The organism is Ensifer sp. ENS06, assembly GCF_014852205.1.
GTDB classification, from domain to species: Bacteria; Pseudomonadota; Alphaproteobacteria; order Rhizobiales; family Rhizobiaceae; genus Ensifer; species Ensifer adhaerens.
Genome location: NZ_JACVBC010000005.1, coordinates 30,676 through 57,279 on the forward strand (window position 1 = coordinate 30,676; position 26,604 = coordinate 57,279).

Sequence of the window (26,604 nt, forward strand, 5' to 3'; positions counted from 1 at the left end):
TTTCCTGTCGTCGAATTGTTGCCCGAACGGGAAATCCCGTACGAAGCCGTGTTTTGCGGGCGGCCGGAAGGATCGCCCGATATTCGAGGCTGAGTGCCCGCTTAGGCTATCCGCGCATAGTGCTCGAAACCCACCGCCTTCAAGGCCGGCGTCTGGTGGACGTAGCCGGGCGGACGGATCGGACTGCGCAATTCCCGCGCTCCAAGGGTTCGGCTGCGACGTTGATCGGGGTGCACGATCGGCACGGCAGACAACAGTTGCTGGGTATAGGGATGAGCCGGCGAACCCAGCACGGCGTCGCGTGGTCCGATCTCGATGATTTCTCCGAGATACATGACCGCGATGCGGTCACTGACGCGCTCGACCACGGCCATATCGTGCGAAATGAACAGGACGGAAATCTCGAACTCCTCCTGGATCTCCGCGAGCAGATCAAGGATCTGCCCCTGGATTGAGACGTCGAGCGCCGAAACCGGCTCGTCGGCGATGATCACCTTGGGATTGAGCGCCAGAGCGCGGGCAATGCAGATGCGTTGCCGCTGGCCGCCGGAGAACTGATGCGGATAAAGGCTCGCCTGTGCCCGGGTGAGCCCGACACGTTCGAGCAGGCTATAGACCCTGTCCCGGATCTGCGACGGGCTGCCGACGCGATGGATGCGCAGCGGCTCGGCCACGATCTGCTCCACCGACATGCGGGGGTTGAGCGACGCGTAGGGATCCTGGAACACCATCTGGATGCGCTTGCGCATCTCGATCATTTCGGATGCGTTGACGCCCTCAAGGTTACGGCCCTGAAGCAAGACTTCGCCGCCATTCGGTCGAATGAGCCGCATGATGCTCTTGCCGGTCGTCGATTTGCCACAGCCACTCTCGCCCACCAGCGACAGCGTCTCCTTCTCGCGCAGATCGAAGGACACGCCCTCGACCGCATGGACATTTGCAACGACGCGCTCGAACATGCCTTGGCGCACGGCAAAACGCGTGACGAGGTTGCGGACACTGAGCACGACATTCGGATCGGCCTTATCCTGCCTTGCCTGCGTGCAGGGAACGTGTTTCGTTTGGGGTAAGCCCTCCTGTCGGGACTGGAGCTTTGGCGCGGCATCGAGCAGACGGCGGGTGTATTCGTGCTTCGGCGCATTGAAGATCTGATGGATTTCGCCGCTCTCGACCACCTCGCCCCGCAACATGACGACCACCTTGTCGGCGATCTCGGCCACGACGCCCATGTCATGGGTGATCAGCAGGATGGCCATGCCGGTCTCGCGTTGAATGACCTTCAGCAGCTCGAGAATCTCGGCCTGCACCGTGACGTCCAACGCCGTTGTCGGCTCGTCCGCGATCAACAGGTCCGGCTTGCAGAGGATGGCCATGGCGATCATGACTCTCTGGCGCATTCCGCCCGACAGTTCGTGCGGATACTGTTTCAGTCGGCGTTCCGGCTCGGGGATACGCACCTGCTGCAAGGCATTCAGCGCTATCCCGTCGGCCTCCGCCCGACCGATCTTGCGATGCTTGACGACGACCTCGCACAATTGCTGGCCGATGGTCAGCACCGGATTGAGCGAGGTCATCGGCTCCTGGAAGATCATCGCGATCCGGTCGCCCCTCAAGCCCTGCATGCGGGTCTCGTCGAGGGTGAGGAGATCGGTCGAACCGCCCGTTTTCTCGCTGAGAACCGCGCGTCCGCCGACGATTTCCGCACCCATGTACTCGACCAGCCGCATGATTGACTTGGCCGTGACCGATTTTCCCGATCCGGACTCACCGACGATCGCGACGACCTCGCCGCGGCCGATGGCGAGATCGATGCCCTTGACGGCAAGCGCGCCGTCGGGCGTTCCGCGGAACTTCACCGCGAGATCGGAAATCCTGAGCAGGTCTTCAGTCACGTTCGCCTCCAGATCGACGCTTTATTTGCAGGTCAGCACGCAGCGTAGGCGCGGATTTCCACCGCGCAGTCGCGACGCGCTGCATGTCCGGTCACGACGGAAAGTGCCGGAACGCCTTCCGGATCGATCCACTCGTTCCAAAGTTCGCAAAAAGCCGGGTACTCGCTGATGTCGAACAACCAGACCTGCACCATCAGGATCTGCTTACGCGACGAGCCGACGCTTCGGAAATACTCTTCGATGGCGTTGAGGATCTGCAGCGACTGATCCCTGAGGTCGCCGGTCTTGTCCGGTGCGGTGAGGCATACGGAGGCGAGCGTGTCCGACGCCTTGCCGAGGCAGATGCGTGGCTGATGGCCCGCGCCATCCTTCTTGCCGAGTTCTCTGAGTTCCATGGGGTTCTCCTTCGCAAGCATCAGGCGCGATAGGCGATGACGACCGCCTCGACGAGAACGTCCGAACGGTAAAGCTCGCCGCTGACGCAGGTGCGTGCCGGTGGGTGAGCGGGATCGGCCCATTCGTTCCAGACGGAGTTCATGGCGCCGAAGTAGCGCATGTCCTTCAGCCAGATGTGCACGACGAAGATCGACTTGTGGTTCGATCCGGCCGCTTCCAACAGCCGATCGACGCTGCGCAGGACTTCGCGCGTCTGCTCCTTGATGTCACCGCTGGTGTCGGTGGCATGCACGCCCGACAGGAAGACCATGTCGTTGTGAACGACGGCCATGCTTTTGAGCGCGCCGTCCGCCATCGAGGTTTCGATACGTTCAACCAATGGAATAATCCTTCTTTTCTTAGTGTTCCGAACCGTCAAGCGCGGTTCAGGCGGGGATCGAGATGGGTTCTGAGCACATCACCTAAGAGGTTGATGGCGAGAACGGTGACGAAGATGCAGAGCCCCGGAAACAGAGCCATCCACCAGGAGGTGCTGATGTAGGCTCGCGCATCCGACAGCATGCCGCCCCAGGTCGGGGTCGACGCCGGCACACCGAGGCCGAGGAAGCTGAGGCTCGATTCCGCGATAATCGCGGTGGCCATGGCAAAGGTCGCGACGATCAAGGCCGACTGGATTAGGTTGGGCAGGATATGGGTGCGCAGGATGCGACTGTCGCTGGCGCCGAGCGATCGCGCGGCGGAGACGAATTCCCGTTCGCGCAGAGTTAGTGCTTCTGCGCGGGCAAGGCGGCAATAGGGGATCCAGCGTTGCGACGCGAGCGCAACGATGAGAATGCCAAGGCCCTGGCCGAGAAAGGCGACGATCGAGATCGCAAGCAGCAGCGGCGGAAATGCCCAGACGACTTCCAGAAATTTCTGGATGAGCGAGTCCACCCGTCCGCCGTAATAGCCGGAGACGACACCGAGCGTTACGCCGACGACGCCCGAGAAGAGAACCACGGCAACGGCAATCAGCAACGAGACGCGCGAGCCATAAATGATGCGGCTCATCATGTCGCGTCCAACATGATCGGTGCCCAGGAAATGGGGACCGGTCAGTTGCGGCGGCGTCATCGCGAGCATCAGGTCCTGGCGGTTCGGGTCGAACGGCGCAAGCAGTGGCGCGAAGGCAGCAGCCAGCAAAAGGAGGGCGATGATGACCAGGCTGAAGGCGCCTTTTGGCGATTTCAACGCCTGCAGGAGCTGTCGAGTTTTAGAGGAGCGAGCCATCCTAGTCACCCCAGACGGATGCGCGGATCGACGACGGTGTAGATCATGTCGATCGCGAGGTTGATGATAACGAACAGCGTCGTGTAGACGAGCACCAGGCCGGTGATCAGCGGGAAGTCGCGGAACGAGATCCCCTGCAGCAGCAGGTAGCCGATGCCGGGCCAGGCAAAGACGGTTTCCACGATGATGGCGCCGCTGATCAGCGTGCCGAATTCGAGGCCGATGATGGTGATGACGGCGATAAGTGCATTGCGGAAGGCATGACGCCAGAGGACGACGCGTCCGCTCATGCCCTTGGCGCGGGCCGTCATCACATAGTCTTCCTGCAGGTTCTCCAGCACCGAGGCGCGGGTGATCTGCATGATGATGCCGGTCATGTTGGTGCCGAGCACGATGACCGGGAGGGTCAGGTGGCGAAGCGCGTCCCAGAGCGCGTCCCAGCGGCCGGCGATGATGGCGTCGATCGTCAAGAATCCAGTGACCCGTTCGACGTTCAGGCCCCAGGTCTCGCGGCCGCCTGATGGCAGCAGGTTGAAGGTTCCTGCGAAAAGCAGGATCAACAGGATGCCAAGCCAGAAGTTCGGCAGGCTAATGCCGAAGAATCCGCCGATCGAGCCGACCGTGTCGACGAGCGAGTTGGGTCGGCTGGCCGCCCAGACACCGAGCGGGAGACCGATGGCGACCGCAACCATTGTCGAATAAATGGCGAGTTCCAGGCTTGCCGGCAGGCGTGCCAGGATCAGGTCCATAACCGGTTCGCGGTAGCGGAAGGATTGTCCGAAGTCTCCCATGACAGCGTTCTTCACGAAGGTCAGGTATTGCACGTAGATCGGCTGATCGAGACCCCAGGCCGAGCGGATCGCCAGCCTAACCTCCTCGGTCGCCTCGTCGCTTACCAGCATGTCGACCGGATCGCCGGGCGCGAGCTGGACCAATGCGAAAATCAGAAGCGAGACCATGAACAGCACCGGAACGGTGCCGGCCACGCGTCTCAGCGTGTAGCCAAGCATGGGAAACCCTTGGAACTCTTGAGGGAATGGGCGCCGGGGCGATGCTGCGAGCGTCCCCGGCGTGAAGGGATGGCGGCGGCTATCGCAGGTGGATTTCCCAGCCGTTGACCCGATCAGCCTTGCTCGGCTTGTAGTCGACGCCCTTGGCGACACCCCAGGCGAGCTTGTGCAGCCACAGGAAGCAGGCCGGCGCGTCCTCGGTGATGGCCGCCATGGCCTTGGAGAGCATAGCCACGCGCTTGGTCGGATCGAACTCCTGGCGCTCGGCCTGGAGGAGAGCATCGACCTCGGCGTTGGAGTACTTCAACCGCGGCGAGGCGTCGGTCTCGAAATACTGCGCGAGTGCCGGCGACGGATCGAGCATGTTGCCTCGGCCCATGTAGTAGAATGGCGTTTCGCCGCGCTGGACATTGGTCCAAAGCGTTGCCCATTCGGGTGTCTGCAGCGTTGCCTTGAAGCCCACCTGTTCGAGCATCGGAACGATCGCTTCGGTGATTTGGCGATCGGCGGTGTAGCGTCCGACCGGCGTGTAGAGATCAATGGCGGCGCCGACCGCACCGGCCTCCTCGAGCAGCTTTTTTGCCTTTTCCGGGTCGAAGTTCATCGGCGACGCGTAATCAGGATCGAAGCCGAGCTGGCCATCGCCGACCGGACTGTTCAGCAGCGTCACCTGGTTGCCGAGGATGGCGCGAGCGATGCCCTCGCGGTTGATCGCGTGGCAAACCGCCTGGCGCACCTTCGGATTGTCCCAGGGGGCGGTCTTCGGGCTCATCGCGATGAACATCGCTTCGGCGGAATCGACCATCTCGGCGGTCGCGTTCGGCAGTTGCTGTACACGGCTGACGAGTTGCGGCGGGATGCCCTGGGCGATCTGCACTTCGCCGTTTGCGAGTGCGGTCACGCGCTGCTCGGGCTCGACCATCATGCGGTAGATGATGCGCTTCGGATTGGTTGGCTGGATCATCGGGTGGCCATCCACCCGTTCGATGACAATGTGGCTGCCGATGCCGACCTCGACGAGCTTGTAGGGGCCTGCGCCAACAGGATGCTCGCGGTCGGCCGCCTTGGCGCCGTACTGGTCGTAGATCTTTTTGGATGTGATCTGCATCGTCGCCAGATAGTTCGGCAGCGTCGCCATCTTCTGGGTCGTCTTGATGCGCAGGCGGCGTTCGTCAAGCGCCTCGGCCGAAGCGATGTACTGGACGGACGCTTGCGACATGCTCTCAGGATCGTTGCGCGACCGTTCGATCGAATGGATCACGTCCGCAGCCACCACTGGATCGCCGTTGTGGCGCTTCCAATCGGAGCGCAGCGTCAGGATCCAGTTGAGATCGTCCTCGGGCTCCAGGCTCTCGGCGAGGAACGGAACGAACTTTCCAGCCTTGAAATCCCAGGTCGTGAGGCAGCCATAAACCTGGCACCAGATCGAGCCGATGAGGACCACTGAGTCCGCGTATGGATTGTTGCCGGTAATTCCCTCGGTGATCGCAACGGTGATCTGATCCGCCTGTTGCGCCTGCACCTGTTGCGCCACTCCTCCGGCCATGACGGCAGCTGCGCCGCTCAACAGCAGGATTCTCTTGATTGCCTTGAACACAGTCCCCTCCCGTTCTCCGCCCCCTTAGCGATCGGCGGTCTTCATTTTTTGCTTCCTGCCATGCAAAAAGCGTCTCCTCTATTTCAGTAAGTATGCTATTACTTACTTGGTTGTCAATTGTCTCGATGGCCATTTGCGATAGAAAGATCCTGCCGCGGTTGGCACGACAAAAGGTGGATGCAGAATGCGTGACGCAGACAACAGTGATCACCAGCCCGGCGAAACAGGTGGCCCCCGCTCGCGGAATGCGCAGGCGACGCGCAAATCCATCCTCGATGCGGGGATTGCGGAGTTTTGTGAGCATGGACTGAGTGGTGCGAGCACGGCGCGTATCGTCGAGCGCGCCGGGTGCAACATCCGGATGCTCTACCATTACTTCCAGAGCAAGGAGCTGCTCTACAAGGCCGCGCTGCAGGAGGTTTACAACGACCTGCGCAGCCAGGAAGCCGGGCTGAACATATTGGACCGTCCGCCGGTCGAAGCGATCGAGGCGCTCACCGCCTTTACCTACGACTACATGGCGGCGACGCCAACATTCATCAAAATGGTGCTGGCGGAAAACCTGCTGCAGGGAGAGTTTATCCGGGCGATCGAGAGCATCCCGCGGTCCTCGAGGCCCTTGATCGAGACCATCCAGACGCTTCTAGATCGCGGCGAAGCCGCCGGCGTGATCCAGCCGGGCATCAATGCCATGCAGCTCTACATTTCGATTGTGGCGCTGAGCTTCATTCACATCTCCAGTCGCTACACGCTTTCCGTCACCTTCGGAGTCGACCTTTCATCCGAGGCGATCGTTACCGAACGAAGACAGCATGTCGTCGACCTCATCGGAACCTATGTGAAGGCGCAGCCGGATCGACCGTCAAACTGAGACGAATCGGCTCAAGGAGCGCTCATCAAATCTTTCGTTCGGTACCTGTGACGATAAACCAGGCCGCGACCAGCACTGAGGCGGCGATCGAGCCCCAGGTGGTGGCCACGTAGAGTTCGCCGAAGGAGATGGAGTGCACGAATTGCGTGAGCCCGATGCCTGCTAGCAGGTAGACCCTCAACAGGACGGCGGCGAAGGTCAGGGCGTAATTGCGTATCACCGGATGCGGTGATCGCGAAAGCGGCGTTGTCGCGCGGCGCGGTAGGACTGCCAGCCCAAGAGAAGCCAGCAGACGACAAGCAGACCGAAGCCCACCTGGGCATGAACGCCGGCCGCCCTCATCACTGTTGCCGAGATGGCGGCACAACTCCCGGCGAGGACGCAAAGCAGATACAGCCTGCCCAGGTGGCGATGGGCCTTCGGCCAGCGGTTGCGTATCGCCAGCAGGAACTGAAACGGGCCAACCAGGGCGACGCCGCTCGGCAGGGCAGGAAGGCCGACCAGTCGCGGTTTCAGGCGGCCTTCGCGGCGTTTCTCGAAGAGCGCCGGGACCTGTTCGATCGGGCCTCTTGATGGCTGCCGTCGCCACCCAGCTCTTTGTCTTCTCCGGCTGAAGAAGCGTGTTGAAGAACAGAAGACGAAGAGCGAGTAGAACGGCCTGCAGGCGGCCGGCACGAAGGGGCGGCCGCCGGCACCTAAATCCGATCACCGGGCGGGCGGCCGCAACAGAGCGATCGTTTTCAGCGCAGTGATGATGGCGAGCGGGAACTGGGCGATCCCCGTCAATTCAAAGAGCAAATTATCCGGCAACCGGTACACGGGCTCGGGAAACAGGGACCGTGCTGCTTCTGTTCCGAAGCCGAAATAGGCGGCGTTCTTGACCACATGGTTCCAGCCTCCCTCGTAGATGCCGATCATTGCGACCGGAAAGGCGAGCACGACAAGGGCGGCCAGCCAGGTCGCGACACGTCCAGCTGTGGTCCCGCTCCTCGACCGGCCAACGAACAGGGCGGCCACAATGACTATTGCCGCCGGCACGGCCAACTGGACGATATGGAGACGCCACGGTGTTTCATAGATGTAGGCGCCATAGGCGTGATGCAGGCTCGTCAGGGTGAGCAGGAAAAGCGCGCAGGCACCCGCTTTTCGAAATGGGGAAGAGAGAGGGGACGTTGCAGAAAGCGCAACCATGGCTGTTCCTCGATGTTGACTAGACGACATTCGGCTAGCACGATCCGGAACACGGTGTTCGGAAGTTGCGAAACAGAAGGGCGCCTCGTGTACCGAATGGGACTGCAACGCGCGCTCGTTCGGAAAAAGGAGAACAAACTTGCCGATCGATCGACGCGTGGCCCGAACGCGCACGGCGCTCTATGAAGCACTTCTCGCCTTGATACGCCGCAAGCACTACGAACTGATCACCGTCGAAGACATCCTGACCGAGGCGAATATCGGGCGGTCGACGTTCTATGCGCACTTCACGTCGAAAGACGACCTTCTGAAACGCAGTCTGGAGCGTCTGCGCGATCTGCTGGTGACTGCAAAAGACAAGACGATCTCATCGCCACGCGAGCGGGAGCGAGAAGAGGCGTGGGATCCCAGCCGCGCCTTGTTCGAGCATGTCGCCGAACACGCGGACATCCAGGTCGCACTTGCCGGCGGACGCGGAGGCGGCATCGTTCGCGATGCGGTTGACGAGGTGCTTGCGGAGGTCCTTCGCCAGTCGCTCCCCGCAACGATGCATGCCGCTCTTCCGCGTGACCTCGTGATCCGTCACATGGTCTCCACGTTCAACGCCGTTCTGCGCTGGTGGCTGGAGGAGCGACCGGAAATGCCTCCCCGGGAAGTCGACGCAGCGTTCCGAAAACTTGTACTTGATGGTCTGCCGCCGGAGACATGCCGGCCCTTCATCATGACGTCGTGACCGACAGCCTGCGCGGCAACCGAGCTTTGCTCCGCCGCGAACACGAAGGATTCGCTGCGAGAAGATCGTGCGCCTAGTTGGCGCACAGCATTCGGGCGTCGAAAGCGCTTTGCTCTTTGTTGAAGCGCACTGCGATGGCCTTCTTCAAACCAACCGGGTGCACTTGAAGCACGCCGTCGGCCTGGCCGGTTTCGGCAGGCGTCTCGATCTGCCGATAATTCACGAGGCCGGGCACGAGATCTACCTGCTCGACATAGCCCGGTACTTCGAAGCTATAGACGATGTCCGTCGAGACGAGTTCGAGGTTCACCACCGCGCCGGCGGGAAGCGTGAACCGAGCGCCAACGGCGCATTGGACGAAGGGATCATCTTCGAGACGTTGGCCTGGCTTGCGGTATTCGAGCGTGAGCGCGCCCTTATCCGCCCTCAATAGGATCGTGAGATCATCGTCTGGCGACGCGGCCTCCTCTGCTGTTGCCATACCCGACGATACGAAGGCCATGGTAAGAAAGAAGATGATCCTTGACGCCCAAGTCATTGTTCGGTCTCTCCTTTAGGTCGACAGTCGATAGACCGCCGATGGTCCAGTTCGACCCAAAGGTGATAGCTTTGCCAGGCTCAACCGGGAAAGCGGTTCGCTGTCACTTCTGCCACTTAGCCGGTCGACTGCCCGCCCGACGCCTGAACGACGGTGACGGCGATCATGTGGAAGACGTCGTCGGCGTTGCAGCCGCGCGAGAGATCGTTGGCAGGCTTCGCAAGCCCCTGCAGGATCGGGCCGATGGCGGTGGCGCCGCCGATGCGCTGGGCGATCTTGTAGCCGATGTTTGCCGCGTCGAGGTTGGGGAAGACAAAGACATTGGCCTCGCCATGCAGCGCCGATTGCGGCGCCTTTGCCGCGCTGACGGCCTCGACAAAAGCGGTGTCGAATTGCAATTCCCCGTCGATCACCAATCCCGGCGCTGAGGTATGGGCCAGGCGCGTCGCCTCCACCACCTTCGAAACGCGCTCATGCGCGGCACTGCCGGCCGTCGAGAACGAGAGCATCGCCACCTTCGCCGGTTTGCCGGAGAGCGCCTCGTAGGAGCGTGCCGAGGTCACGGCGATATCGGCAAGGCCGGTGGCGTCAGGATCCACAACCAACCCGCAATCGGCGAAAACGAAGGCGCCCTTCTTTTCGTGGTGCGGCGCGCAGAGCATCATCAGGAAGAAGCTCGACACCAGTCCGACATCCGGTGCCCGGCCGATGGTCTGGAGTGCGGCGCGCACGGTATCGGCGGTGGTGGCGACAGCGCCCCCGACCGTTCCGTCTGCCTGATCCTCGCGGACCATCATGGCCGCAAAGACAAGAGGCGAGCGTACGGCTGCTGCCGCGGCCGCTTCGTCGACACCCTTGCTACGACGGAGTTCGTGGTAGGCTACGGCAAGGTGCTCAGTCAGCGCAGACGAAGTTGGATCCTCGATGCGGATTTCGTCTGGTCCGCCGGCGGCGTGCAACTGCTCCGCGACGATTTTCCTGTCGCCGACGAGCGTGATCTTGGCGATACCGGCGCGCACGGCGCGCAAGGCGCCTTCGACGATGCGTGGGTCTTCGCCCTCGGCGAGCACGATATGGCGCGGGGCGGCTTTAGCGGCCTCGATAATGCGATCGAGCGGTTTCATCAGGCGTGCCCCAGATAGTGAATGCCGACGAGGATGAAGAGAGCGATGAAGACGGTTTCGGCGACGATCAGCGCGACGGCGTCGCCACCGACATCGAGCACGCGGCGAAGCGACGTGCGCATGCCGACGGCGACGATGCCGGCAAGCAGCGCCCAGCGCGACGTTTCCATGCCGGCCTTGGCCACCAGTTCCGGCACGAAACCGAAGGAATTCAGCGCTGCAAAGATCAGGAAGGCGACGACGAAGCCGGGCAAGAGCGGCGGGCGCTTACCGGTCTCGCCCTCAGGCTGCGGTACTTTGCGCAGTGACAGCGAAAAGATGAGCACGACCGGCGCCAGCATGGCGACGCGGATCAGCTTGACGAGCGTTGCCGTTTCGCCCGCCTCCGGCGAGACCGAGAAGCCTGCGCCGACGACCTGCGCGACGTCATGGATGGTGCCACCGAAGAAGATGCCCGTGGCGCGCGCGTCGAGCCCCATGGTCTGGGCGAGGATCGGATAGGCAATCATCGCAAGTGTCGAGAGCACCGTGACCGAAAGCACGGTGAAGATCAGGTTGCGCTCGGAAAATTCGTTCTTGGGAAGAACGGCTGCGATCGCCATCGCTGCAGACGCTCCGCAGATTGCGACCGAACCGCTGGTGATAAGCGCCAGCCGCCAGCCACGCCCGAGAAGCTTTGCGGCAAGCAGGCCGAAGCCGATGGTCGCGGCGATGGCTGAGATGAGGAGCAGGATCGTGCTTGCGCCAAGCCCGATGAGGAGGTCGACGCTGATGCGCATGCCGAGCAGCGCCACACCGATGCGCAGCACCTTCTTGGCACAGAAATCGATGCCGGCGACGCAACGCCCTTCCTCGGACAGAAAGTGAAAGGCGATGCCGAGCAGGAGCGCCATGAGCATGGCCGGCGCGCCGTAGTGGTCGGAAAGGAATTGGGCAGCGACGGCCACCGCCGCGGTAACGGCAAAGCCAGGCCAGTAGGCCGCAAAGCCGGAGGGCACGCTTCGGAAGCGTTCGTGGACGGAGGCGACGAAGGTCATGGTTCTGTTCCGGTCATCTGCGGGAGGCTTCGCCCCGCCCGGGTACCGGGCGGGGCTTGACGTAATCGAGGATCAGGCCCGCTTCTGGGGACGCATGTCGGCGCGATCGATACCGGCAACGGGCACCGGCTTCTTCATCGCGTCTCGGCGGAAGGGTTCGCCGAGCTCCTGGTTGAGGATGACTTCGATGAAGGTTGTCACGCCCTTCTTCTGGTCGGCGATCGCAGTGGACAGGGCTTCGGTGAGAGCTGCGGTCGTGTTGACCGCCACGCCCTTCAGGCCGCAGCCTTCCGCCACCTTGGCGTAGGAGAGGTTGGGGTTGAGCTCCGTGCCGACGAAGTTGTTGGCGTACCAGAGCGTCGTGTTGCGCTTTTCGGCACCCCATTGGTAGTTGCGGAAGATCACCATCGTGATCGCCGGCCATCCCTCGCGGCCGATCGAGCCCATCTCGTTCATCGAGATGCCGAAGGCACCGTCACCGGCAAAACCGACCACTGGCACATCAGGGCAACCGATCTTGGCGCCGACGATCGACGGGAAGCCGTAGCCGCAGGGGCCAAACATTCCCGGTGCCAGATATTTGCGGCCCGCTTCGAAGGTCGGATAGGCATTGCCGATCGCGCAGTTGTTGCCGATGTCGGTGGAGATGATCGCTTCCTTCGGCAGGGCCGCCTGGATCGCACGCCAGGCCTGGCGCGGTGACATGCGGTTCGGCTCGCGCGAGCGTGCGCTTTCGTTCCATTCCGTGCCCGGATCATCGTCCTCGTGATCCATCGAGGAGAGTTGCTGCTGCCAGGCCGAGCGGGTCTGGTGGATCGCGGCCTTGCGCTCCTCGCGGCCGGCATCGCCGGCAGACGGCGAGAGCAGCTCCAGGATCTGGCGGGCGACCTGCTTGGCATCGCCGCAGATGCCGACCGACACCTTCTTGGTCAGCCCGATCCGGTCGGCGTTGATGTCGACCTGGATGATCGAGGCGTTCTTCGGCCAGTAGTCGATGCCGTAGCCCGGAAGCGTCGAGAACGGATTGAGCCTCGTGCCGAGCGCCAAGACAACATCGGCCTTGGAGATCAGCTCCATCGCAGCCTTCGAACCGTTGTAGCCGAGGGGGCCGACCGACAGGCGATGGCTCCCCGGGAAGGCGTCATTGTGTTGGTAGCCGCAGCAGACTGGCGCGTCGAGACGCTCGGCGAGTTTCATGGAATCGGAGATGGCGTTGCCGATGACGACGCCGGCGCCGTTGAGAATGACCGGGAATTTTGCCTCGGACAAAAGCTTGGCCGCTTCGGCAATCGCCTGCGGGCCACCAGCCGGGCGCTCGAAGCGAACGATCGCCGGCAGGTCGACGTCGATCACCTGGGTCCAGTAGTCGCGTGGGATGTTGATCTGTGCTGGGGCACAGCCGCGCCAGGCCTTTTCGATCACCCGGTTGAGGACTTCAGGGATACGCGAGGGATCGCGTACTTCTTCCTGGTAGCAGACCATCTCCTCGAACATCGCCATCTGGTCGACTTCCTGGAAACCGCCCTGCCCGATCGTCTTGTTGGCCGCCTGCGGCGTGACCATCAGAAGCGGCGTGTGGTTCCAGTAGGCGGTCTTGATCGCGGTGATGAAGCCGGTGACGCCGGGGCCGTTCTGGCCGATCGCAACCGACATCGTGCCCGTGGCGCGGCTGAAGCCGTCGGCCATCATGCCGGCGTTGGTCTCATGGGCGCAGTCCCAGAATTTAATGCCGGCCTTCGGGAACAGGTCCGACACCGGCATCATGGCCGAGCCGATGATGCCGAAGGCATGTTCGAGGCCATGCATCTGAAGAACTTTGACGAAGGCTTCCTCGGTGGTCATTTTCATGGGGTGGTTCCTTTCCTGGTATTATTTCAGAGAGTTAGAGGATCTCGTCACGGAGGTAGTACCAACGGTACATTCCCCATTGGCCGAGCCGTCGGAACGGCGTCAGAAGCCCGTGGCCCGGCAGAGGCGAAGTGAAGATGGGAAGGTCGAGGCCGCCGCCTTTGCCGGCGACCATCTGGGCCATGCGACGGCCGGCCTGGGCGGAATACATCACGCCGTTGCCGCCATAGCCCATGGCGTAGAACAGCCTCTGGCTCCGGTCCGGCTGGAAGATGCGCGGCATCATGTCGTGGCTGACATCCACCCACCCCCACCAGGAGTAGTCGATGTCGATGCCGCGGAGTGCCGGGAACTTGCGGTAGAGACCGGCAAGCAGAAGCTCGAGATGCTTCGGATTGCTCGCGTCGCGTCCGGTGATGGCGCTGCGGCTGCCGATCTGCACCCGGCCATCCGGCAGCATGCGATAGTAGTGACGCAGCGTCCGCGTATCAGTGAGCGGGATGCGCGCCTTGAAGTTCAGCGCCTTCTGCTCGCTTTCCGTCAGCGGCCGAGTGACGATCGAGTTCGACAGGATAGGCATCAGTCGGTGGCGGGTGAGCGCGTTCATGCCGGGTGACGTGTAGCCGGCCGTCGCAATGCAGACGGCACGCGCCCGCACCGTTCCGCCAGGCGTCGTTAGGTAATGCATGCCGCCCTTGGCGGTGCAATCAAGCACCGGGCTCGACGTATGCACCTTTGCCCCCAGCTTGCGGGCAAGCCTGAGGTAGCCGAAGGCGAGCTTGGCGGCATGGATGCCCATGCCATCGGGCTCATACATCGCCCCGCGGGCTTCCTCGTCGCGAACGAAATCGCGGTGGATCTCGTCACGCGAGACCATGCGGGCGCGATAGCCGAAGGTATCGTTGAGAACGCGAACCTCGCTTTGCAGCGCTGGCAGCATCTTGTCGCGGTGGGCGATATAGAGATGGCCGCCATCCTGCGGATCGCAGTCGATTTCGGGCTCGCGGACGAGAGAGCGAAAGAGGTCGAAACCCTCGGAAATCTCCGCATGCATCTTGCGGGCAACGTCCACGCCCCAGCGGGCGATCCATTGCGAGCGCTTCAGGCGGCCGGCGGAAATCTGTGCCTGCCCGCCGTTGCGGGTGCTGCAGCCCCAGGCGACGCCATTGGCCTCCAGAACCGCTGCCTTGATGCCGTGCTCGCGCGCCAGATGAATGGCGCAGGAGAGACCGGTATAGCCGGACCCGATGATCGCAACATCGACATCGATATCGCCCGTGATCGGACCGTCGTCCTCCGGTTCGGGACCGGCGGTGCCGATCCAGTAGGTCGGCGCATAGTCCTTGCCCGTGCCGGGGCTGCGGGCATGGTTGGGGTCATAGGCCGGGTCAAACGGCTCTCTTTCAGGCTTCAAGGGTGTGGCGCGCAGTTGCATGGCTCTAGCTCCAGGCCATCAGTAGCGGGGTTGCAGGACCGGGCGGTTCTTGCGGAACGCCTGCTTGCGCACGATCTTGCCGTTGCGGAAGGTGAAGAGGTCGCAGCCTTCTGCCTCGATGCGGCTGCCGTCGGCAGCGGTGCCGGAGAAGGTCCACTCGGACACGCCGCGATCGCCTTCGACGAAGTGGCTGTGGTTGCCCCATTCGGCGTCCGGCATCGATTTCCAGACGCCGCTGAAGGCATCTGCGATCGGACCGGTACCGACGAAACGGTTGCCGTAGACCTCCGGGCCGCCGACGGCGTTGAATACGCAATCTTCGGCGAAGAAGTGCATGACCCCGTCGATGTCATGCCGGTTGAAGGCATCGAACAAGGTTTTGAGATCGGTTGCCGTCAGTGTCATGGTCCTGTCCTTTGTCTTGGTCGTAGGGCATGGCTTCGCCGGAGACGGGAAAGGCCGTCTTCAAAAGGCCGCCAGGCCGTATTCAGTTGAAGTGTCGGAGGTAGCCGCCGGTTAGAGGCGGCCCTTCCAGGGGATCAGCGCCTTTTCGAGGTAGCGGATCAGAAGATCGAAGGCGAAGGCGAAGATGCCGATGATGAAGATGCCCATGATCACCGTGTCGCTTTCGAGGTTTTCGGCGGCATTCAAAACCATGAAGCCGAGGCCTCGGTTGGCCGCCACCATTTCCGCCGCCACCAGGGTGGTCCAGCCGACGCCGATGCCGATGCGCATGCCGGTGAAGATCTCCGGCAAGGCGGCCTTCATGATCACCTGACTGATGACCTGCCCGCGGGTGGCGCCCATCGCATAGGCAGCGTGGATCTGTTCCGTCGAGACCGAACGCACCCCTGCCCTTGCGGCAATTGCCATTGGCGCAAAGATCGCCAGATAGATCAGGAAAACCTTCGGGAACTCACCGATGCCGAGCCAGATGATGACGAGCGGCAGGTAGGCGAGCGGCGGCAACGGCCGGTAGAATTCGATGATCGGATCGAACAGGCCGCGCACGAAGCGATTGACGCCCATGAGCACGCCAATCGGCACGGCGGTCAGCAGCGCCAGCAGGAAAGCGCCGAACACGCGGCCGATACTGGCAAGCGTGTGCTGCATCAGCGTCGAGTTCGAAACACCGTCGGTCATCGCCAGCATGAACTTGTCCCAGACCGCCAGCGGCGACGGCAGGAACAGCGGCTTGACCCAGCCGCCTTCGGTCACGAGGAACCAGAGAGCGACGATAACGACCGTCGTCGAAAAGCTGATGAGGCCGCTGCTGCCTTCACCAGGCGCGCCGAAGATCTTGCCGGCCTTTACGGGCTTGGCGCGTGTCACTCTGTCAAGCATGGGCCACCTCCGGGTTGCCGGACGCACGTTCGTCGCCATAAATGATGCCGAGCACTTCTTCGCGCATGCGGATGAATTCCGGGCTGGATTTGATCGCGCGCGCATTGCCCTCGGCGAGGAACCGCTTGTTGAAATTGAGCTCGTAGGTGTGGGTGATGCGGCCCGGGCGCGGCGACATGACGATCAGCCGCGAGCCGAGGAACAACGCTTCTTCCACACTGTGGGTGATGAAGAAGAACATCTTGTTGGTGAGCTGCCAGACCTTGAGCAGCAGCTCCTGGATGGTCTCGCGTGTCAGCGCGTCGAGTGCTGCCATCGGTTCGTCCATCAGGAGCATCGCGGGATCGCAGGTCAGCGCCCTTGCGATGCCAACACGTTGCTGCATGCCGCCTGAGAGGTGATAGATCATGTGGCGGTGGAAGTCCTGAAGGCCGACCAGAGCTAGGTTCTTAGTGGCAAGATCCCGCCGGGTCGCCTTGTCGACGCCGCGCAGCTTGAGGCCGAACTCGGTATTCTCGATGACGTTCAGCCACGGCAGAAGCGCGTGCTTCTGGAAGACAACGCCGCGCTCGGCGCCAGGTCCGTTGACCTGGTGGTTGCCAAGGGTGATGTCGCCTTCCGACGGGGCCATGAAGCCCGCCATCAGGTTGAGCAGCGTCGTCTTTCCGCAGCCCGATGCGCCCAGCGCAACGACGAAGTCTCCGCTGTTGATGGTAAGGTTGACGCCATTCAAGGCGATGATTGCCTGGTCCGAATAGAGGCCCGGGTAGGTCAGACTGATGTTTCTGACGCTCAATGTTTCCATGAGAAATGCCTCCCTGCACCTCGGTCACGGTCTATGGTGGTGCGCCGGCCGCTCCTCAACGGCCGGGCAATCGACAGATTAGCCTATTGTGCGGCCGCCTTGGCAAAGTCGGCGTTCACATAAGGCGCGTAGTCGTCGAGCGACTGGCTGATCTGCTTCTGCTCGACGAGGAACTTGGCGCTTTCGGTCAGTGCACGCGTGGCGCCGCCGCCGAGCCAGACCTCGGAGGCCTGCTCATCCGCATTCGGGAACGAAAGCAGGCGCAAGGCTTCGACGGTGCTCGGGCCATCGCCGCCGATCAGCTTGACGATGCCTTCCACTTGTGGCGACTCCTCCGTCCACGCCGCCTTGTTGGCGTTGTAGTCGGCATAAGCGTCCGCCAGAACCTTGGTGAAGGCTTCCATCAGCTTCGGATTCTCCGAGGCCCAGGCCTTGTCGACCACCAGCCCGTCGAAGGTCGGCACGCTAGCCGCGCCAATCACCTCGGAATCCGAGATCGTCTTGCCGGTCTTCTGGATTTCCGAGAGCGCCGGCGGCCAGACATAGGCGGCGTCGATATCGCCACGCTGCCAGGCGGCAACGATCTGCGGCGGCTTCAGGTTGAGGATTTCCACCTCGCGCGGATCGACGTTCCAGACCTTGTTCATACCGACCAGCAAGTGAAAATGCGACGTCGAGACGAAAGGCACGGCGACCTTCTTGCCCTTGAGATCGGCCGGCGTCTCGATGCCCGAGCCCTCGCGGGCGACCAGCGCTTCCGACTGGCCGATATTGTCGAGGATCCAGAAGAGCTGCAGTTCGACGCCGCGCGTCGCGGCAGCCGCAGTACCGGTCGAACCGAGAACGCCGATCGGCACGTCACCGGAGGCAAGCGCCGTAGTGATGTCGCCGGCCGAGCTGAACTGGCGCCAGTCGATCGAATAGCCGGCTTCCTTGGCGGCTGCATCGAAGCGGCCATCGGCGATCGCGGCCACGAACGGGCCAACGATCTGCTGATAGCCGACGACGAGTTTCGTTTCGGCGTAAGCGACGCCGGATGCGGCCAGGCTCGCGACAATGCTGGCGGCTGCGGCCAGTCGTCTGAAATGTCCATGTAGCATTTGTCTTCCTCCTCTTTGTTTATTCGCTGACCGTTTCTCCGGTCTTGCTGATGACGATAAGGCCGAGATCCGGCTTGCGTTATATCCAGTCTGGAAGTTGAATAGATCCAGTTTAACGCCGTCGGGGGAGCAGGCGTCGTGCAGATGAACGTTTCCGAAACCATTTTTTTCATCGATCGCGACAGTGGGATCGGCCTGCAGGCGCAGTTGCGCGAGACGGTCGTTTCGGCCGTGCTCGCCGGAAGGGTGCAGCCGCGCGCGCATCTGCCATCCAGCCGCAAGCTCGCCGACTATCTGCGAATATCGCGCATCACGGTGACACTCGCCTATCAGGAACTGATCAACCAGGGCTATGTCGAGGCGGTCAACCGCAGCTCCTATCGCATCTCCGGCAATCCGCCGGGCATGGATGTGGAAGGGGAGCGCCCATCCGCCGGCTCCAATCCGATCGACTGGAGCCGCAAGATCAAGATGAGCTTTGGCGTCGTGCGCCAGGTCGCCAAGCCGCTGGACTGGCGGCGCTATCCATTCCCCTTCCTCTATGGCCAGATGGACCCGACACTGTTCGATCTCAATGCCTGGCGCGACTGTGCCCGCCGGGCTCTGGCGCGAGAGGATTTCGTGCTGATGGCGAGCGACTTTGCCGCGGCCGACGATGTGCGGCTGGTCAACTACATCTGCTCGCGCACGCTGCCGCGCCGGGGCATCCACGCCACGCCGGACGAAATCCTCGTCACCGTCGGCGCGCAGAATGCGCTCTGGATCGTGACCCGTCTGATCCTGGAGAAGGGCTCCGCCGCCGTCTGCGAAAACCCCTGCCATCCCGATATCAGCGCCTCGCTGCTGTTGAGCGGCGCCGACGTCACCACCGTCGATGTCGATGTCGAGGGCCTGTCACCGGATGCCTTGCCGGAAAACGTCGATGCCGTCTTCGTGACCCCGAGCCACCACTCGCCGACCGGCGCGACTATGCCGGTGGATCGGCGTACGCAACTGCTGCAGGCTGCGGAAGAACGGGATTTCGTCATCGTCGAGGACGATTACGAGTTCGAGATCAGCTACCTCGCTCCGCCTTCCCCGGCGCTGAAGGCGCTCGATCCGTCAGGCCGGGTGCTCTACATCGGCAGCTTCTCGAAATCGCTTTTTCCCGGGCTTCGGCTCGGCTACCTCGTGGCGCCAGCCCCCTTCATTCGCGAGGCGCGTGCGCTTCGCTCGCTGATGTTGCGCCACCCGCCCGGACACCTTCAGCGCACCGCAGCCTATTTCCTGGCGCTCGGCCATTATGACGCCGTGCTCCACCGGATGCGGACCGAATATCACAAGCGCCACGTAATCATGGCCGAGTCACTGCGTAGGGCGAACCTGAAAGTCGCAGGCTCCTCGACCTTCGGCGGCACGTCCTTCTGGATGGAGGGACCGGAAGGGCTCGATGCCGACCGGCTGGTTAGCGAATTGCGGCAGGACGGCGTGCTGGTCGAATCCGGCTCGCCCTTCTTCCCCAGAAGCGACCAGCCCTGTCGCTACTTCCGGATGGGATATTCGTCCATTCCAAGCACAAGCATTGCCGAGGGCGTCGCCCGGGTTCGCGCCCGCATCGACAGTCTTTGCGGCGGCAGCGAGCAGGCCTCCGTGGCGAAGTGACAGGTTGACCGCTTGTGGCTTTCCCTATCGAGCTGGCCGTAGCGTACCTTGGGCTAAGGCGTCCTCTCCATTGCCCACAATGTTGCTCGCGCCTGTGCAGATCAATCGGTCATTTGGATTGTCGCCATAATCGTATTCAAGATTGTCGACAAAGACGTTGACAAATACTTTTGGCGTGCGATGGTGCCGCTTAGCAGCAACGAGCTAGGGAGGAGCAGGTTGATGCAAGGGCTCCAGAAGACCGCGTACTCGCACGACTTTTCGCAATGCCGCACGTACGAGCCCGCACGCCGGGCCGGCTCGCCTGACATCTCCTCATTCGATCGCCATTGCGGCGTCCAACCACCGACCTCGGGTTTCTGAACCGCCTCCATGAAGCGGCGCAGAGATATGCCCCTGTTCGAGTTGATGCTTGGCGTTGGCCATCGAATGACCGCCGATCGACAACGGGACTTGGTGCTTCAAGCATCGCCAGGAGGCTTTCGCTTGGGTGCATCGCCGTCCAGGAACGCCAGTTGATCAAGATTCCCGCATAGGCCGCCGAAGGTCTTTGCGGTGATCGACACGACCGAGAAGGTCATGCCGCGCAACAGCAGATCACGCCACTGGCCGCCCCTGTCGGGCGGCGAGATGGACGGCCTGTGAGCCGTCCTTGCCTCTTAAATAGAAGCTCCCCGTTCAAGGGGGCCGGTGACCTCAACAAAGGAGAACAGCAGAATGCTCAAGAAACTGATCCTCGCAGCCGCCATGTCGACGGCGCTTTCCGCGGCTGCTCACGCGGAGACGCTCAAATGGGGCTCTTCGCGCGATATCTACTCGCTCGACCCTTATTCCTATGGCGACAGCTACACGCTGTCTTTCCTCAATCACGTCTATGAAGGGCTCGTCCGCTTTGACGCCGACCTGAAGATCGAGCCGGCACTGGCGACCTCCTGGGAAACGGTATCGGACACGGTCTGGCGGTTCCATCTGCGCGAGGACGTCAAGTTCCACAATGGCGCTGATTTCACGGCCGATGACGTGATCGCCTCGCTGACGCGGGTCAGCGATCCGGCATCTCCGCTGCGGGGCAACCTACCGGCATACAAGTCGGCGAAGAAGGTCGACGACCGCACTGTCGATATCGAACTGACCGGCCCCTATCCGCTGCTCTTGAACGACCTGACGAACATCCACATTTTCGACGCCACGTGGCTCGCCGACAACAATTCGCTGAAGCCGACGGATGTCGGCAAGAAGATAGAAGGCTACGCTACCTACCACACCAACGGCACGGGTCCGTTCAAGCTCGAGAGCCGCACGCCCGACAGCAAGACCGTTCTGGTCAAGAACGGCGAGTGGTGGGACCCGGCGAAGTCCAACATCGATCGCATCGAGTTTACGCCGATTGTCTCAGCCGCGACACGCGTGGCGGCACTGTTGTCAGGCGAGATCGACTTCACTGAGAATGCGCCGGCGCAGGATCTTCCGCGCCTTGTCGCGCAGCCGGACCTGAAGGTGATGGAGCGCACCGACCTTCGCACCATCATGATGGGCTTCAACCGCAAACCGAAACTGGCCGACGGCGTCGACAACAAGTTCAACGACCTGCGTGTCCGCCAGGCCGTCGCCCATGCGCTCGACACAGAACTCATCCAGAAGCGGGTCATGCGCGGCAAGTCGAGGACAGCGGGTGCGATCGTTGCGCCGGAAATCCCGGGATATGTCGAAGCACTGGACAAGGTCGTGCCGTACGATCCCGAACGGTCGAAAAAGCTGCTCGCCGAGGCCGGCGCAAGCGATCTCCCCTTCACGCTCGTCTGCACGAACGAGGCCTATGTCAACGAAGAGGAGCTTTGCCAGAGCATCGTCAACATGCTGAGCCGCGCCGGCTTCAAGCCGCAACTCGACATCGGCCCGACGGCGGCACAGGCGCCCAAACGCACGGGCGGTCTGTCGGATGTCTACATCATCGGCTGGGCAAACGAGCCGATGCTCGACAGCTACTCGATCCTGCTTCAGATGATCGAGACGAGGAGCGACAAGGCGGGCGTCTTCAACTGGGGCGGCTGGAGCTATCCTGATATCGACAAGCTGATCATCCAGGCATCGACCGAAATGGATCGGACCAAGCGGCTCGATCTGCAGACCAAGGCACTGCAGATGGTCAAGGACGAGATCATCATGCTGCCGCTGCACCAACAGCCAATGGCTTGGGTGATGAGCAACAAGATCGATAAGGTCGCTCAGCTCGCCGACAACAAGCCGCGCCATTGGCTCACGCATATCGCGGACTAGCCCTGTTGCGGAGCTGGAACGGCGAACGTTCCGGCTCCGACAGGCCGGGACCGGCAGCCCGGACGCTGCCGGCCCCTTCGTGCTTCTCCGCCTAGATCAGCCAGTCGGCGTCCAGCGCATAGGCCTCGATGGAATCGATCTTCATTTGCGACCCGTCGTCAAAATCGCCATCGGGTGTGCCGGCCATTCCGCCGACCGCGAGATTGACGAGCATGTACATCGGCTCGTGCATGTCCGCGGGGGTATCGGCGCGGGCGATCTCGGTATCGTCGAAGTACCAGACGATCTCGTCTTCCGTCCAAAGCACGCCGTAATCGTGGAACCCGTCGGTATCGGCGACTTGCGCGCCGTCTCTGACGATCGTGTGCTCGCCGCTTTCGTTGGAATGGGCGGTGGTGATGACAGTGTTGGTGTCCTGCCCGCGCATTTCGACGACGTCGAGCTCCGGCGGCCAGGAGCCGTCGGCGGGCAGCAGCCAGAAAGCGGGCCAGGCACCTTGATCGTCCGGCATGTCGGCCCGCATCTCGAAGTAGCCGTAGGTCTGCGCAAAGGACGAATAGGTCGTCAACATCCCGGACGTGTAGTCATAGCCGCCGATCTCGGACTGGATTGCGTCCGGTGCACGCTCTGCGGTGATCGTCAGTACACCATCCTCGACCGAAAACGGGTTAGCCGATGCGGTCGGCCCGTAACTCGGATTGACGTACCATTGCAGCTCACCGTTTTCCGAGAGCGTCGCCCCCTCTTCCGGCGCCCACCAGTATTTGGCATCCCAGATGCCGCCCGTGCCGTCGGTGAGCTGAAGCGTGTCGAAATCGTCCGAGAAGGTCTGCGTCAGGGCGGATCGGTCCAGGCTCAACTGGAACTGGCCCTCCTGCAGTTGGTCGGCTGTCGTATTGGCCAGGACCAGGCTTTCGCCATCGCCGAGATGGAGGCGGAGATCGTCTCCCTGCTGGCCTGCATTCGCCAGCACCTCTTCGAACGAGGTAATGCCGTATCCGTCGAGGCGAATGGTATCGTTGGAGCTGAAGTCCGTGACAAGGTCGCTGCCGTTGCCGTGCTCGAACACGAAGGTATCAGCGCCTCCGGAACCGACCAGCACGTCATTGCCTGCGCGTCCGTCGATGGTCTGGCTGCCGGAGCCACCGGTGATGATGTTGTCGGCGCTGTTGCCGAAGGCGTGTCGACCGTCACCGGTGACGGTCAGGTTTTCGAAGTTCTCCGGTAAGCTGTAGCTCATCCAGGTATCGATCGTGTCTATCCCTTCGCCGGGTGCCTCTTCGGCCCGGTTCGTCGATGAATAGAGATAGTAGACGTCGTCGCCCGTGCCGCCGAACATAGTCACATCGACGGAACCGTCGCCCCAGATCGAATCGTTGCCGGGAGTTCCGTAGAGCGTGGACCCGGATCCGGTTGCGGAAAACCATGCGGTCGAACTTCCGCTGTAATGGAGCGGTTGTCCGAGGGCGTTCATGGCAGTTCTGCTCATCGAGAAGTCTCCTGTTTATTGGAGTGCCCCTTCCCGATGAGCACCTCTAGCATCTCAAGCTGTCGCCCACACCCCCAACATTTGCGGATAATCCGGAGCAGCGGCCTCCCCACGAGGGAGCCGAGCGGACCCAGCCTAGACGTATTTCGACGCGAGAAGTGCTGCGATCTCCGCCTGACAGTTCACGAGCGGACGTGTGTGCTGATTGGCTTTTGCCATCGCCATCGCGCCGGAATAGGCGGCGATGATCAGGGTGGCGAGGCTGTCGGGTTGAATGCCTGCGACGCGCTTCAGGCGGATGTCTTCCTGGAATCGCGCCGCGAGCGCTTCTTCCCAAGCCTCAAAAATTGCACCCAGCGCCTGCTGCATCTCGTCATCATGCCTGGAGACTTCGATCGCCATATTGTTCAGCGGGCAGCCGGAGACGGAGCCGTTTTCGGAGAGCTCGCTGATGATCTCGGTGAAGATCTGATCGATCGCTGTGGGTGTATCGCTCGAGATACGCAGCGGGTCGATCCACGTTTGCCGCACCGCTACGGCGACGCGGTCGCGGATAACCGCCAATCCAAGTTCCCGTTTGGCCGGAAAGTGATGGGCCATAGCGCCTCCTGAGACGGATGCCTTCGCGCGCAATTCCTGCATTCCCGTCGCGAGATATCCTTGGGTGACAAAGGCCTGGTAGGCCGCATCGACGATCCTGCGGCGCACCGCTTGAGGATCGTTGGTTCTTTTGTGTTCGCTCATGACCGCCGCCTGAAAAATCGTTCGCCATAGTGCCTTGACAAAACAGGTCGATCAACCTGTTATTAGAAACAGGACAATTGACCTGTTTTGGAGGATTCATGGAACCGCACGCCGTTTACGAACTTCGCCGCTACCGACTTCATCCCGGCGGAAGGGATCGCCTGATCGACTTGTTTGACCGCGAATTCGTTGAACCGCAGGAAGCGCTCGGAATGCGTCTTGAAGGGGAATTCCGCGACTGCGACGATCCCGACGCCTTCGTCTGGGTACGTTCCTTTGCCGATATGCCAACGCGAACCGACGCGTTGGCGGCCTTTTATTCGGGCCCGGTTTGGAAGGACCATGGGTCTCGCGCCAACGAGACGATGCTCAACTCGGACAATGTGTTGCTGGTCAAGCCAGTCGCTGGCACGCAGCCGTTTCCTCACAACCTTGCAAGGGAGCAAGAGGCACAATCGACCAGAGGTGTCGTCACCGTGAACCTCTGCTCGCTGGCGCCCGGCACGGAGGACCGTTTCGCTGCATTCTTCATCGCCGAGGCACTGCCGATCCTCGAAGACGCCGGTGCTCGCATCGACGCGGTGTTCGTTACCGAACGCAGCGCAAACGCCTTCCCGAGGCTCCCCGTCCGTGAGGGCGAAACGGTGTTTATCTGGTTTGAAATGCATGAGGACGACGACGGCCTTTCACGGCATCGGGAGCAACTGAACAAGGACGTCAGATGGACCAGTGAGGTCTTTCCTCGAATGGATAGCCAGTGCTGGCGAAGGATCGAGGTTTCTCGGCTGACCCCGACGTCGCGATCGCTTTGCACCTTGTAGCTGGCGCCCATACACGCCGGATCGGTACGAACGCACCCACAGCCGCCAGGAACGCATCCTGGCGGAACCAAACCAGCCTCCAAACGTTGTATTGGGTTAGGGGAGGCACGGAATGAAACACGCGGATGTTCGAACAGTCGCCAACGCCCAGATCAGACATATCTGGGACGTCGCGGATTATTGCCGGCGGACCGGTATTCACAAAACCGAAGAGCAGCGCCTGATCAAGGTGCTCGGTAGACAGGCAACCAGCCACGAGCTCCAGATGAACATCGTGCGCGTTCAGACGCGTATCCGCTGAAGCTTCGACATGGGAATTGCGCGAGCGGTCACCGCGTGATCGGTGGCCGGTTTCGACTTCTTGCCCGTTCAGAAATTCCTAAACGTCTTCGCTACCTTAGTCGACGAACTCGACAATCACGCCAGGCTTGACCATCCCCGCCAACTCCTCCGCATCCCAGTTGGTCAGGCGAACGCATCCGTGCGATCCCGACTTGTCGATCATCGACGGCTCCGGCGTGCCGTGAATTCCGTAGGTGGGCTTCGAGAGATCGATCCAGACCGTGCCGACCGGACCGTTCGGGCCGCCCGGCAAGGTCAAGATCTTTCGGTTGTCGCCCTGCTTGAAGTTGATTTTTGGATTGTAGACATAGGGCGGCATTCGGGCGACGCCTTTGACCTTGTGCGTTCCCGAAGGAGATGGCGTTTCCCGGCTGCCGATCGTTGCCGGATAGGCTGCGATCAGCGTATCGTCGGCGCCAAGTGCCACGATTTGACCGGTGCGCCGGTGCGCTTCAATGCGCTTGACCGTTCCCTGCGTCGGTGGACCTGGGTTCACAACGGAAACCGTGTCACCGACCGAGAACGCCGAAGTCTGATTGAGCGCCTTGAGAAGATCGATATCCATGTGGAAGCGCTCCGCCAGCTTCTCGGCGACGCTCGTGTATCCGAGCTGAGCCATCTTCGCCTGCTCGGAGTAGTCTTCGGGGATCTCAGCGACCAATCCTTGAGCATCGTCCTCGGAGATGACGTAGGGCTCGACCACCGTCGTCTGGTCCGGCAGTCGCCCGATGACGTCGGCGTCCAATGTTCCGTCAGCGGACAGACCTTGCATGGTCTCGAAGGCGGCGATCGCCTTGGCGACATTCTCACCGGCGAAACCGTCGATCACACCGGGCGACGCCCCCGCCCTATCGAGAAGCACCTGGAGCCTGACGATGGCGGGGTCTGGCTTGTCCGAGGTCTCGGTCGTCCGTTCCAACAATGTGGGCGTAATCGATGCACCGTCGATGGCTTCTGGCTGAAGCGTCTGGGCATTGGCCAGCGCGGCGGGGGATAGCAGCATCAGCGCCGCCAATAGAACCTTGTTTTTCATGATCTCTCAATCGATCAGCCCCTGATTTGTTCCCGCCTCGCGGCGCCAAGATGCTGCTTTCTCAGGT

Annotated in this window: 27 protein-coding genes and 1 pseudogene; 6 read left to right on the plus strand and 22 right to left on the minus strand. The window is 61.9% G+C overall.

Annotated elements, in window-relative coordinates:
* Positions 1 to 101: 101 nt before the first annotated feature.
* From IB279_RS19315 to IB279_RS19340, 6 genes are all read right to left on the minus strand, one after another.
* Positions 102 to 1,892 carry an ABC transporter ATP-binding protein gene (locus IB279_RS19315; protein WP_113187757.1) on the minus strand — a complete coding sequence of 597 codons (1,791 nt, stop codon included), beginning with the start codon at positions 1,890 to 1,892 and terminating at the stop codon, positions 102 to 104.
* 32 nt (positions 1,893 to 1,924) lie between these two features.
* Positions 1,925 to 2,287 (minus strand): Rid family hydrolase, encoded by a 363-nt coding sequence (locus IB279_RS19320; RefSeq protein ID WP_043615130.1) that lies wholly within the window; start codon positions 2,285 to 2,287, stop codon positions 1,925 to 1,927.
* Between the two features lie 20 nt (positions 2,288 to 2,307).
* Positions 2,308 to 2,667, minus strand: coding sequence for a RidA family protein (locus IB279_RS19325; RefSeq protein WP_060582252.1), 360 nt, complete (start codon positions 2,665 to 2,667; stop codon positions 2,308 to 2,310).
* A 35-nt stretch (positions 2,668 to 2,702) separates the two neighbouring features.
* The gene (locus tag IB279_RS19330; RefSeq protein WP_113187755.1) at positions 2,703 to 3,557 is read right to left on the minus strand and encodes an ABC transporter permease; all 855 of its coding nucleotides are present in this window, start codon (positions 3,555 to 3,557) and stop codon (positions 2,703 to 2,705) included.
* A 5-nt stretch (positions 3,558 to 3,562) separates the two neighbouring features.
* The gene (locus IB279_RS19335; protein ID WP_060582253.1) at positions 3,563 to 4,567 is read right to left on the minus strand and encodes an ABC transporter permease; all 1,005 of its coding nucleotides are present in this window, start codon (positions 4,565 to 4,567) and stop codon (positions 3,563 to 3,565) included.
* 79 nt (positions 4,568 to 4,646) lie between these two features.
* On the minus strand, positions 4,647 to 6,164 hold the full coding sequence (locus IB279_RS19340) for an ABC transporter substrate-binding protein (protein ID WP_113187754.1): 1,518 nt from the start codon (positions 6,162 to 6,164) through the stop codon (positions 4,647 to 4,649).
* Positions 6,165 to 6,348: 184 nt separating this feature from the next.
* Here IB279_RS19340 and IB279_RS19345 point away from each other — a divergent pair, with 184 nt between their 5' ends.
* Complete coding sequence (locus IB279_RS19345) at positions 6,349 to 7,035, plus strand: TetR family transcriptional regulator (protein ID WP_060610685.1); 687 nt, start codon at positions 6,349 to 6,351, stop codon at positions 7,033 to 7,035.
* A 25-nt stretch (positions 7,036 to 7,060) separates the two neighbouring features.
* On the opposite strand, the gene IB279_RS19350 is transcribed toward IB279_RS19345, so the two are convergent.
* Genes IB279_RS19350 through IB279_RS19360 form a run of 3 tightly spaced genes read right to left on the minus strand, consistent with a single transcriptional unit; the run spans position 7,061 to position 8,226 of the window.
* Positions 7,061 to 7,255: a hypothetical protein gene (locus IB279_RS19350; protein ID WP_113187753.1), complete on the minus strand. Its 195-nt coding sequence runs from the start codon at positions 7,253 to 7,255 to the stop codon at positions 7,061 to 7,063.
* Complete coding sequence (locus tag IB279_RS38185) at positions 7,252 to 7,710, minus strand: DUF2306 domain-containing protein (protein ID WP_113187752.1); 459 nt, start codon at positions 7,708 to 7,710, stop codon at positions 7,252 to 7,254. Before IB279_RS38185 ends, IB279_RS19350 begins: the two co-directional genes overlap by 4 nt.
* A 30-nt stretch (positions 7,711 to 7,740) precedes the next feature.
* The gene (locus tag IB279_RS19360; protein ID WP_113187751.1) at positions 7,741 to 8,226 is read right to left on the minus strand and encodes a hypothetical protein; all 486 of its coding nucleotides are present in this window, start codon (positions 8,224 to 8,226) and stop codon (positions 7,741 to 7,743) included.
* A gap of 139 nt (positions 8,227 to 8,365) precedes the next feature.
* Here IB279_RS19360 and IB279_RS19365 point away from each other — a divergent pair, with 139 nt between their 5' ends.
* Positions 8,366 to 8,959, plus strand: coding sequence for a TetR/AcrR family transcriptional regulator (locus tag IB279_RS19365; RefSeq protein WP_060610676.1), 594 nt, complete (start codon positions 8,366 to 8,368; stop codon positions 8,957 to 8,959).
* Positions 8,960 to 9,032: 73 nt separating this feature from the next.
* Here IB279_RS19365 and IB279_RS19370 read toward each other — a convergent pair whose 3' ends face one another.
* The 9 genes from IB279_RS19370 to tauA all read right to left on the minus strand — a co-directional run bounded on the left by IB279_RS19370 (position 9,033) and on the right by tauA (position 18,190).
* Entirely contained in the window at positions 9,033 to 9,497 is a 465-nt protein-coding gene (locus IB279_RS19370; RefSeq protein ID WP_162741165.1) for a hypothetical protein, read from the minus strand.
* Positions 9,498 to 9,613: 116 nt separating this feature from the next.
* On the minus strand, positions 9,614 to 10,621 hold the full coding sequence (gene pta / locus IB279_RS19375) for a phosphate acetyltransferase (RefSeq protein ID WP_113187748.1): 1,008 nt from the start codon (positions 10,619 to 10,621) through the stop codon (positions 9,614 to 9,616).
* A complete protein-coding gene (locus IB279_RS19380) occupies positions 10,621 to 11,658 on the minus strand; it encodes a YeiH family protein (protein WP_113187747.1) in 1,038 nt (345 codons plus the stop codon). The genes pta and IB279_RS19380 overlap by 1 nt, the downstream gene beginning before the upstream one ends.
* Before the next feature lie 72 nt (positions 11,659 to 11,730).
* The gene (gene xsc, locus IB279_RS19385; RefSeq protein ID WP_034790425.1) at positions 11,731 to 13,506 is read right to left on the minus strand and encodes a sulfoacetaldehyde acetyltransferase; all 1,776 of its coding nucleotides are present in this window, start codon (positions 13,504 to 13,506) and stop codon (positions 11,731 to 11,733) included.
* Positions 13,507 to 13,540: 34 nt separating this feature from the next.
* Positions 13,541 to 14,941 (minus strand): FAD-binding oxidoreductase, encoded by a 1,401-nt coding sequence (locus IB279_RS19390; RefSeq protein ID WP_034790426.1) that lies wholly within the window; start codon positions 14,939 to 14,941, stop codon positions 13,541 to 13,543.
* A gap of 18 nt (positions 14,942 to 14,959) precedes the next feature.
* Positions 14,960 to 15,340 (minus strand): nuclear transport factor 2 family protein, encoded by a 381-nt coding sequence (locus IB279_RS19395; RefSeq protein ID WP_090297417.1) that lies wholly within the window; start codon positions 15,338 to 15,340, stop codon positions 14,960 to 14,962.
* Positions 15,341 to 15,457: 117 nt separating this feature from the next.
* Positions 15,458 to 16,285 carry an ABC transporter permease subunit gene (locus IB279_RS19400; RefSeq protein WP_034790428.1) on the minus strand — a complete coding sequence of 276 codons (828 nt, stop codon included), beginning with the start codon at positions 16,283 to 16,285 and terminating at the stop codon, positions 15,458 to 15,460.
* Complete coding sequence (locus IB279_RS19405) at positions 16,278 to 17,090, minus strand: taurine ABC transporter ATP-binding protein (RefSeq protein WP_192339563.1); 813 nt, start codon at positions 17,088 to 17,090, stop codon at positions 16,278 to 16,280. Before IB279_RS19405 ends, IB279_RS19400 begins: the two co-directional genes overlap by 8 nt.
* Before the next feature lie 83 nt (positions 17,091 to 17,173).
* Positions 17,174 to 18,190: a taurine ABC transporter substrate-binding protein gene (gene tauA, locus IB279_RS19410; RefSeq protein ID WP_034790430.1), complete on the minus strand. Its 1,017-nt coding sequence runs from the start codon at positions 18,188 to 18,190 to the stop codon at positions 17,174 to 17,176.
* A gap of 144 nt (positions 18,191 to 18,334) precedes the next feature.
* On the opposite strand from tauA, the gene IB279_RS19415 reads away from it, so the two are divergent.
* A complete protein-coding gene (locus IB279_RS19415) occupies positions 18,335 to 19,831 on the plus strand; it encodes a PLP-dependent aminotransferase family protein (protein ID WP_060521160.1) in 1,497 nt (498 codons plus the stop codon).
* Between the two features lie 717 nt (positions 19,832 to 20,548).
* Positions 20,549 to 22,108 (plus strand): ABC transporter substrate-binding protein, encoded by a 1,560-nt coding sequence (locus IB279_RS19420; RefSeq protein WP_113080078.1) that lies wholly within the window; start codon positions 20,549 to 20,551, stop codon positions 22,106 to 22,108.
* Between the two features lie 91 nt (positions 22,109 to 22,199).
* On the opposite strand, the gene IB279_RS19425 is transcribed toward IB279_RS19420, so the two are convergent.
* The 3 genes and pseudogenes from IB279_RS19425 to IB279_RS37705 all read right to left on the minus strand — a co-directional run.
* Entirely contained in the window at positions 22,200 to 23,597 is a 1,398-nt protein-coding gene (locus IB279_RS19425; RefSeq protein ID WP_192339566.1) for a family 16 glycosylhydrolase, read from the minus strand.
* A 135-nt stretch (positions 23,598 to 23,732) separates the two neighbouring features.
* Positions 23,733 to 24,161: a TetR family transcriptional regulator C-terminal domain-containing protein gene (locus tag IB279_RS19430; RefSeq protein WP_246802059.1), complete on the minus strand. Its 429-nt coding sequence runs from the start codon at positions 24,159 to 24,161 to the stop codon at positions 23,733 to 23,735.
* 6 nt (positions 24,162 to 24,167) lie between these two features.
* Positions 24,168 to 24,341, minus strand: a pseudogene (locus IB279_RS37705) (helix-turn-helix domain-containing protein); the annotation flags it as partial.
* Between the two features lie 98 nt (positions 24,342 to 24,439).
* Here IB279_RS37705 and IB279_RS19435 point away from each other — a divergent pair.
* Both IB279_RS19435 and IB279_RS19440 read left to right on the plus strand, forming a co-directional pair.
* On the plus strand, positions 24,440 to 25,162 hold the full coding sequence (locus IB279_RS19435; protein ID WP_034790446.1) for an NIPSNAP family protein: 723 nt from the start codon (positions 24,440 to 24,442) through the stop codon (positions 25,160 to 25,162).
* Positions 25,163 to 25,274: 112 nt separating this feature from the next.
* Entirely contained in the window at positions 25,275 to 25,463 is a 189-nt protein-coding gene (locus IB279_RS19440) for a hypothetical protein (RefSeq protein WP_060521158.1), read from the plus strand.
* A 96-nt stretch (positions 25,464 to 25,559) separates the two neighbouring features.
* Here IB279_RS19440 and IB279_RS19445 read toward each other — a convergent pair whose 3' ends face one another.
* Positions 25,560 to 26,537, minus strand: coding sequence for a L,D-transpeptidase (locus IB279_RS19445; RefSeq protein ID WP_113187740.1), 978 nt, complete (start codon positions 26,535 to 26,537; stop codon positions 25,560 to 25,562).
* Positions 26,538 to 26,604 lie beyond the last annotated feature (67 nt).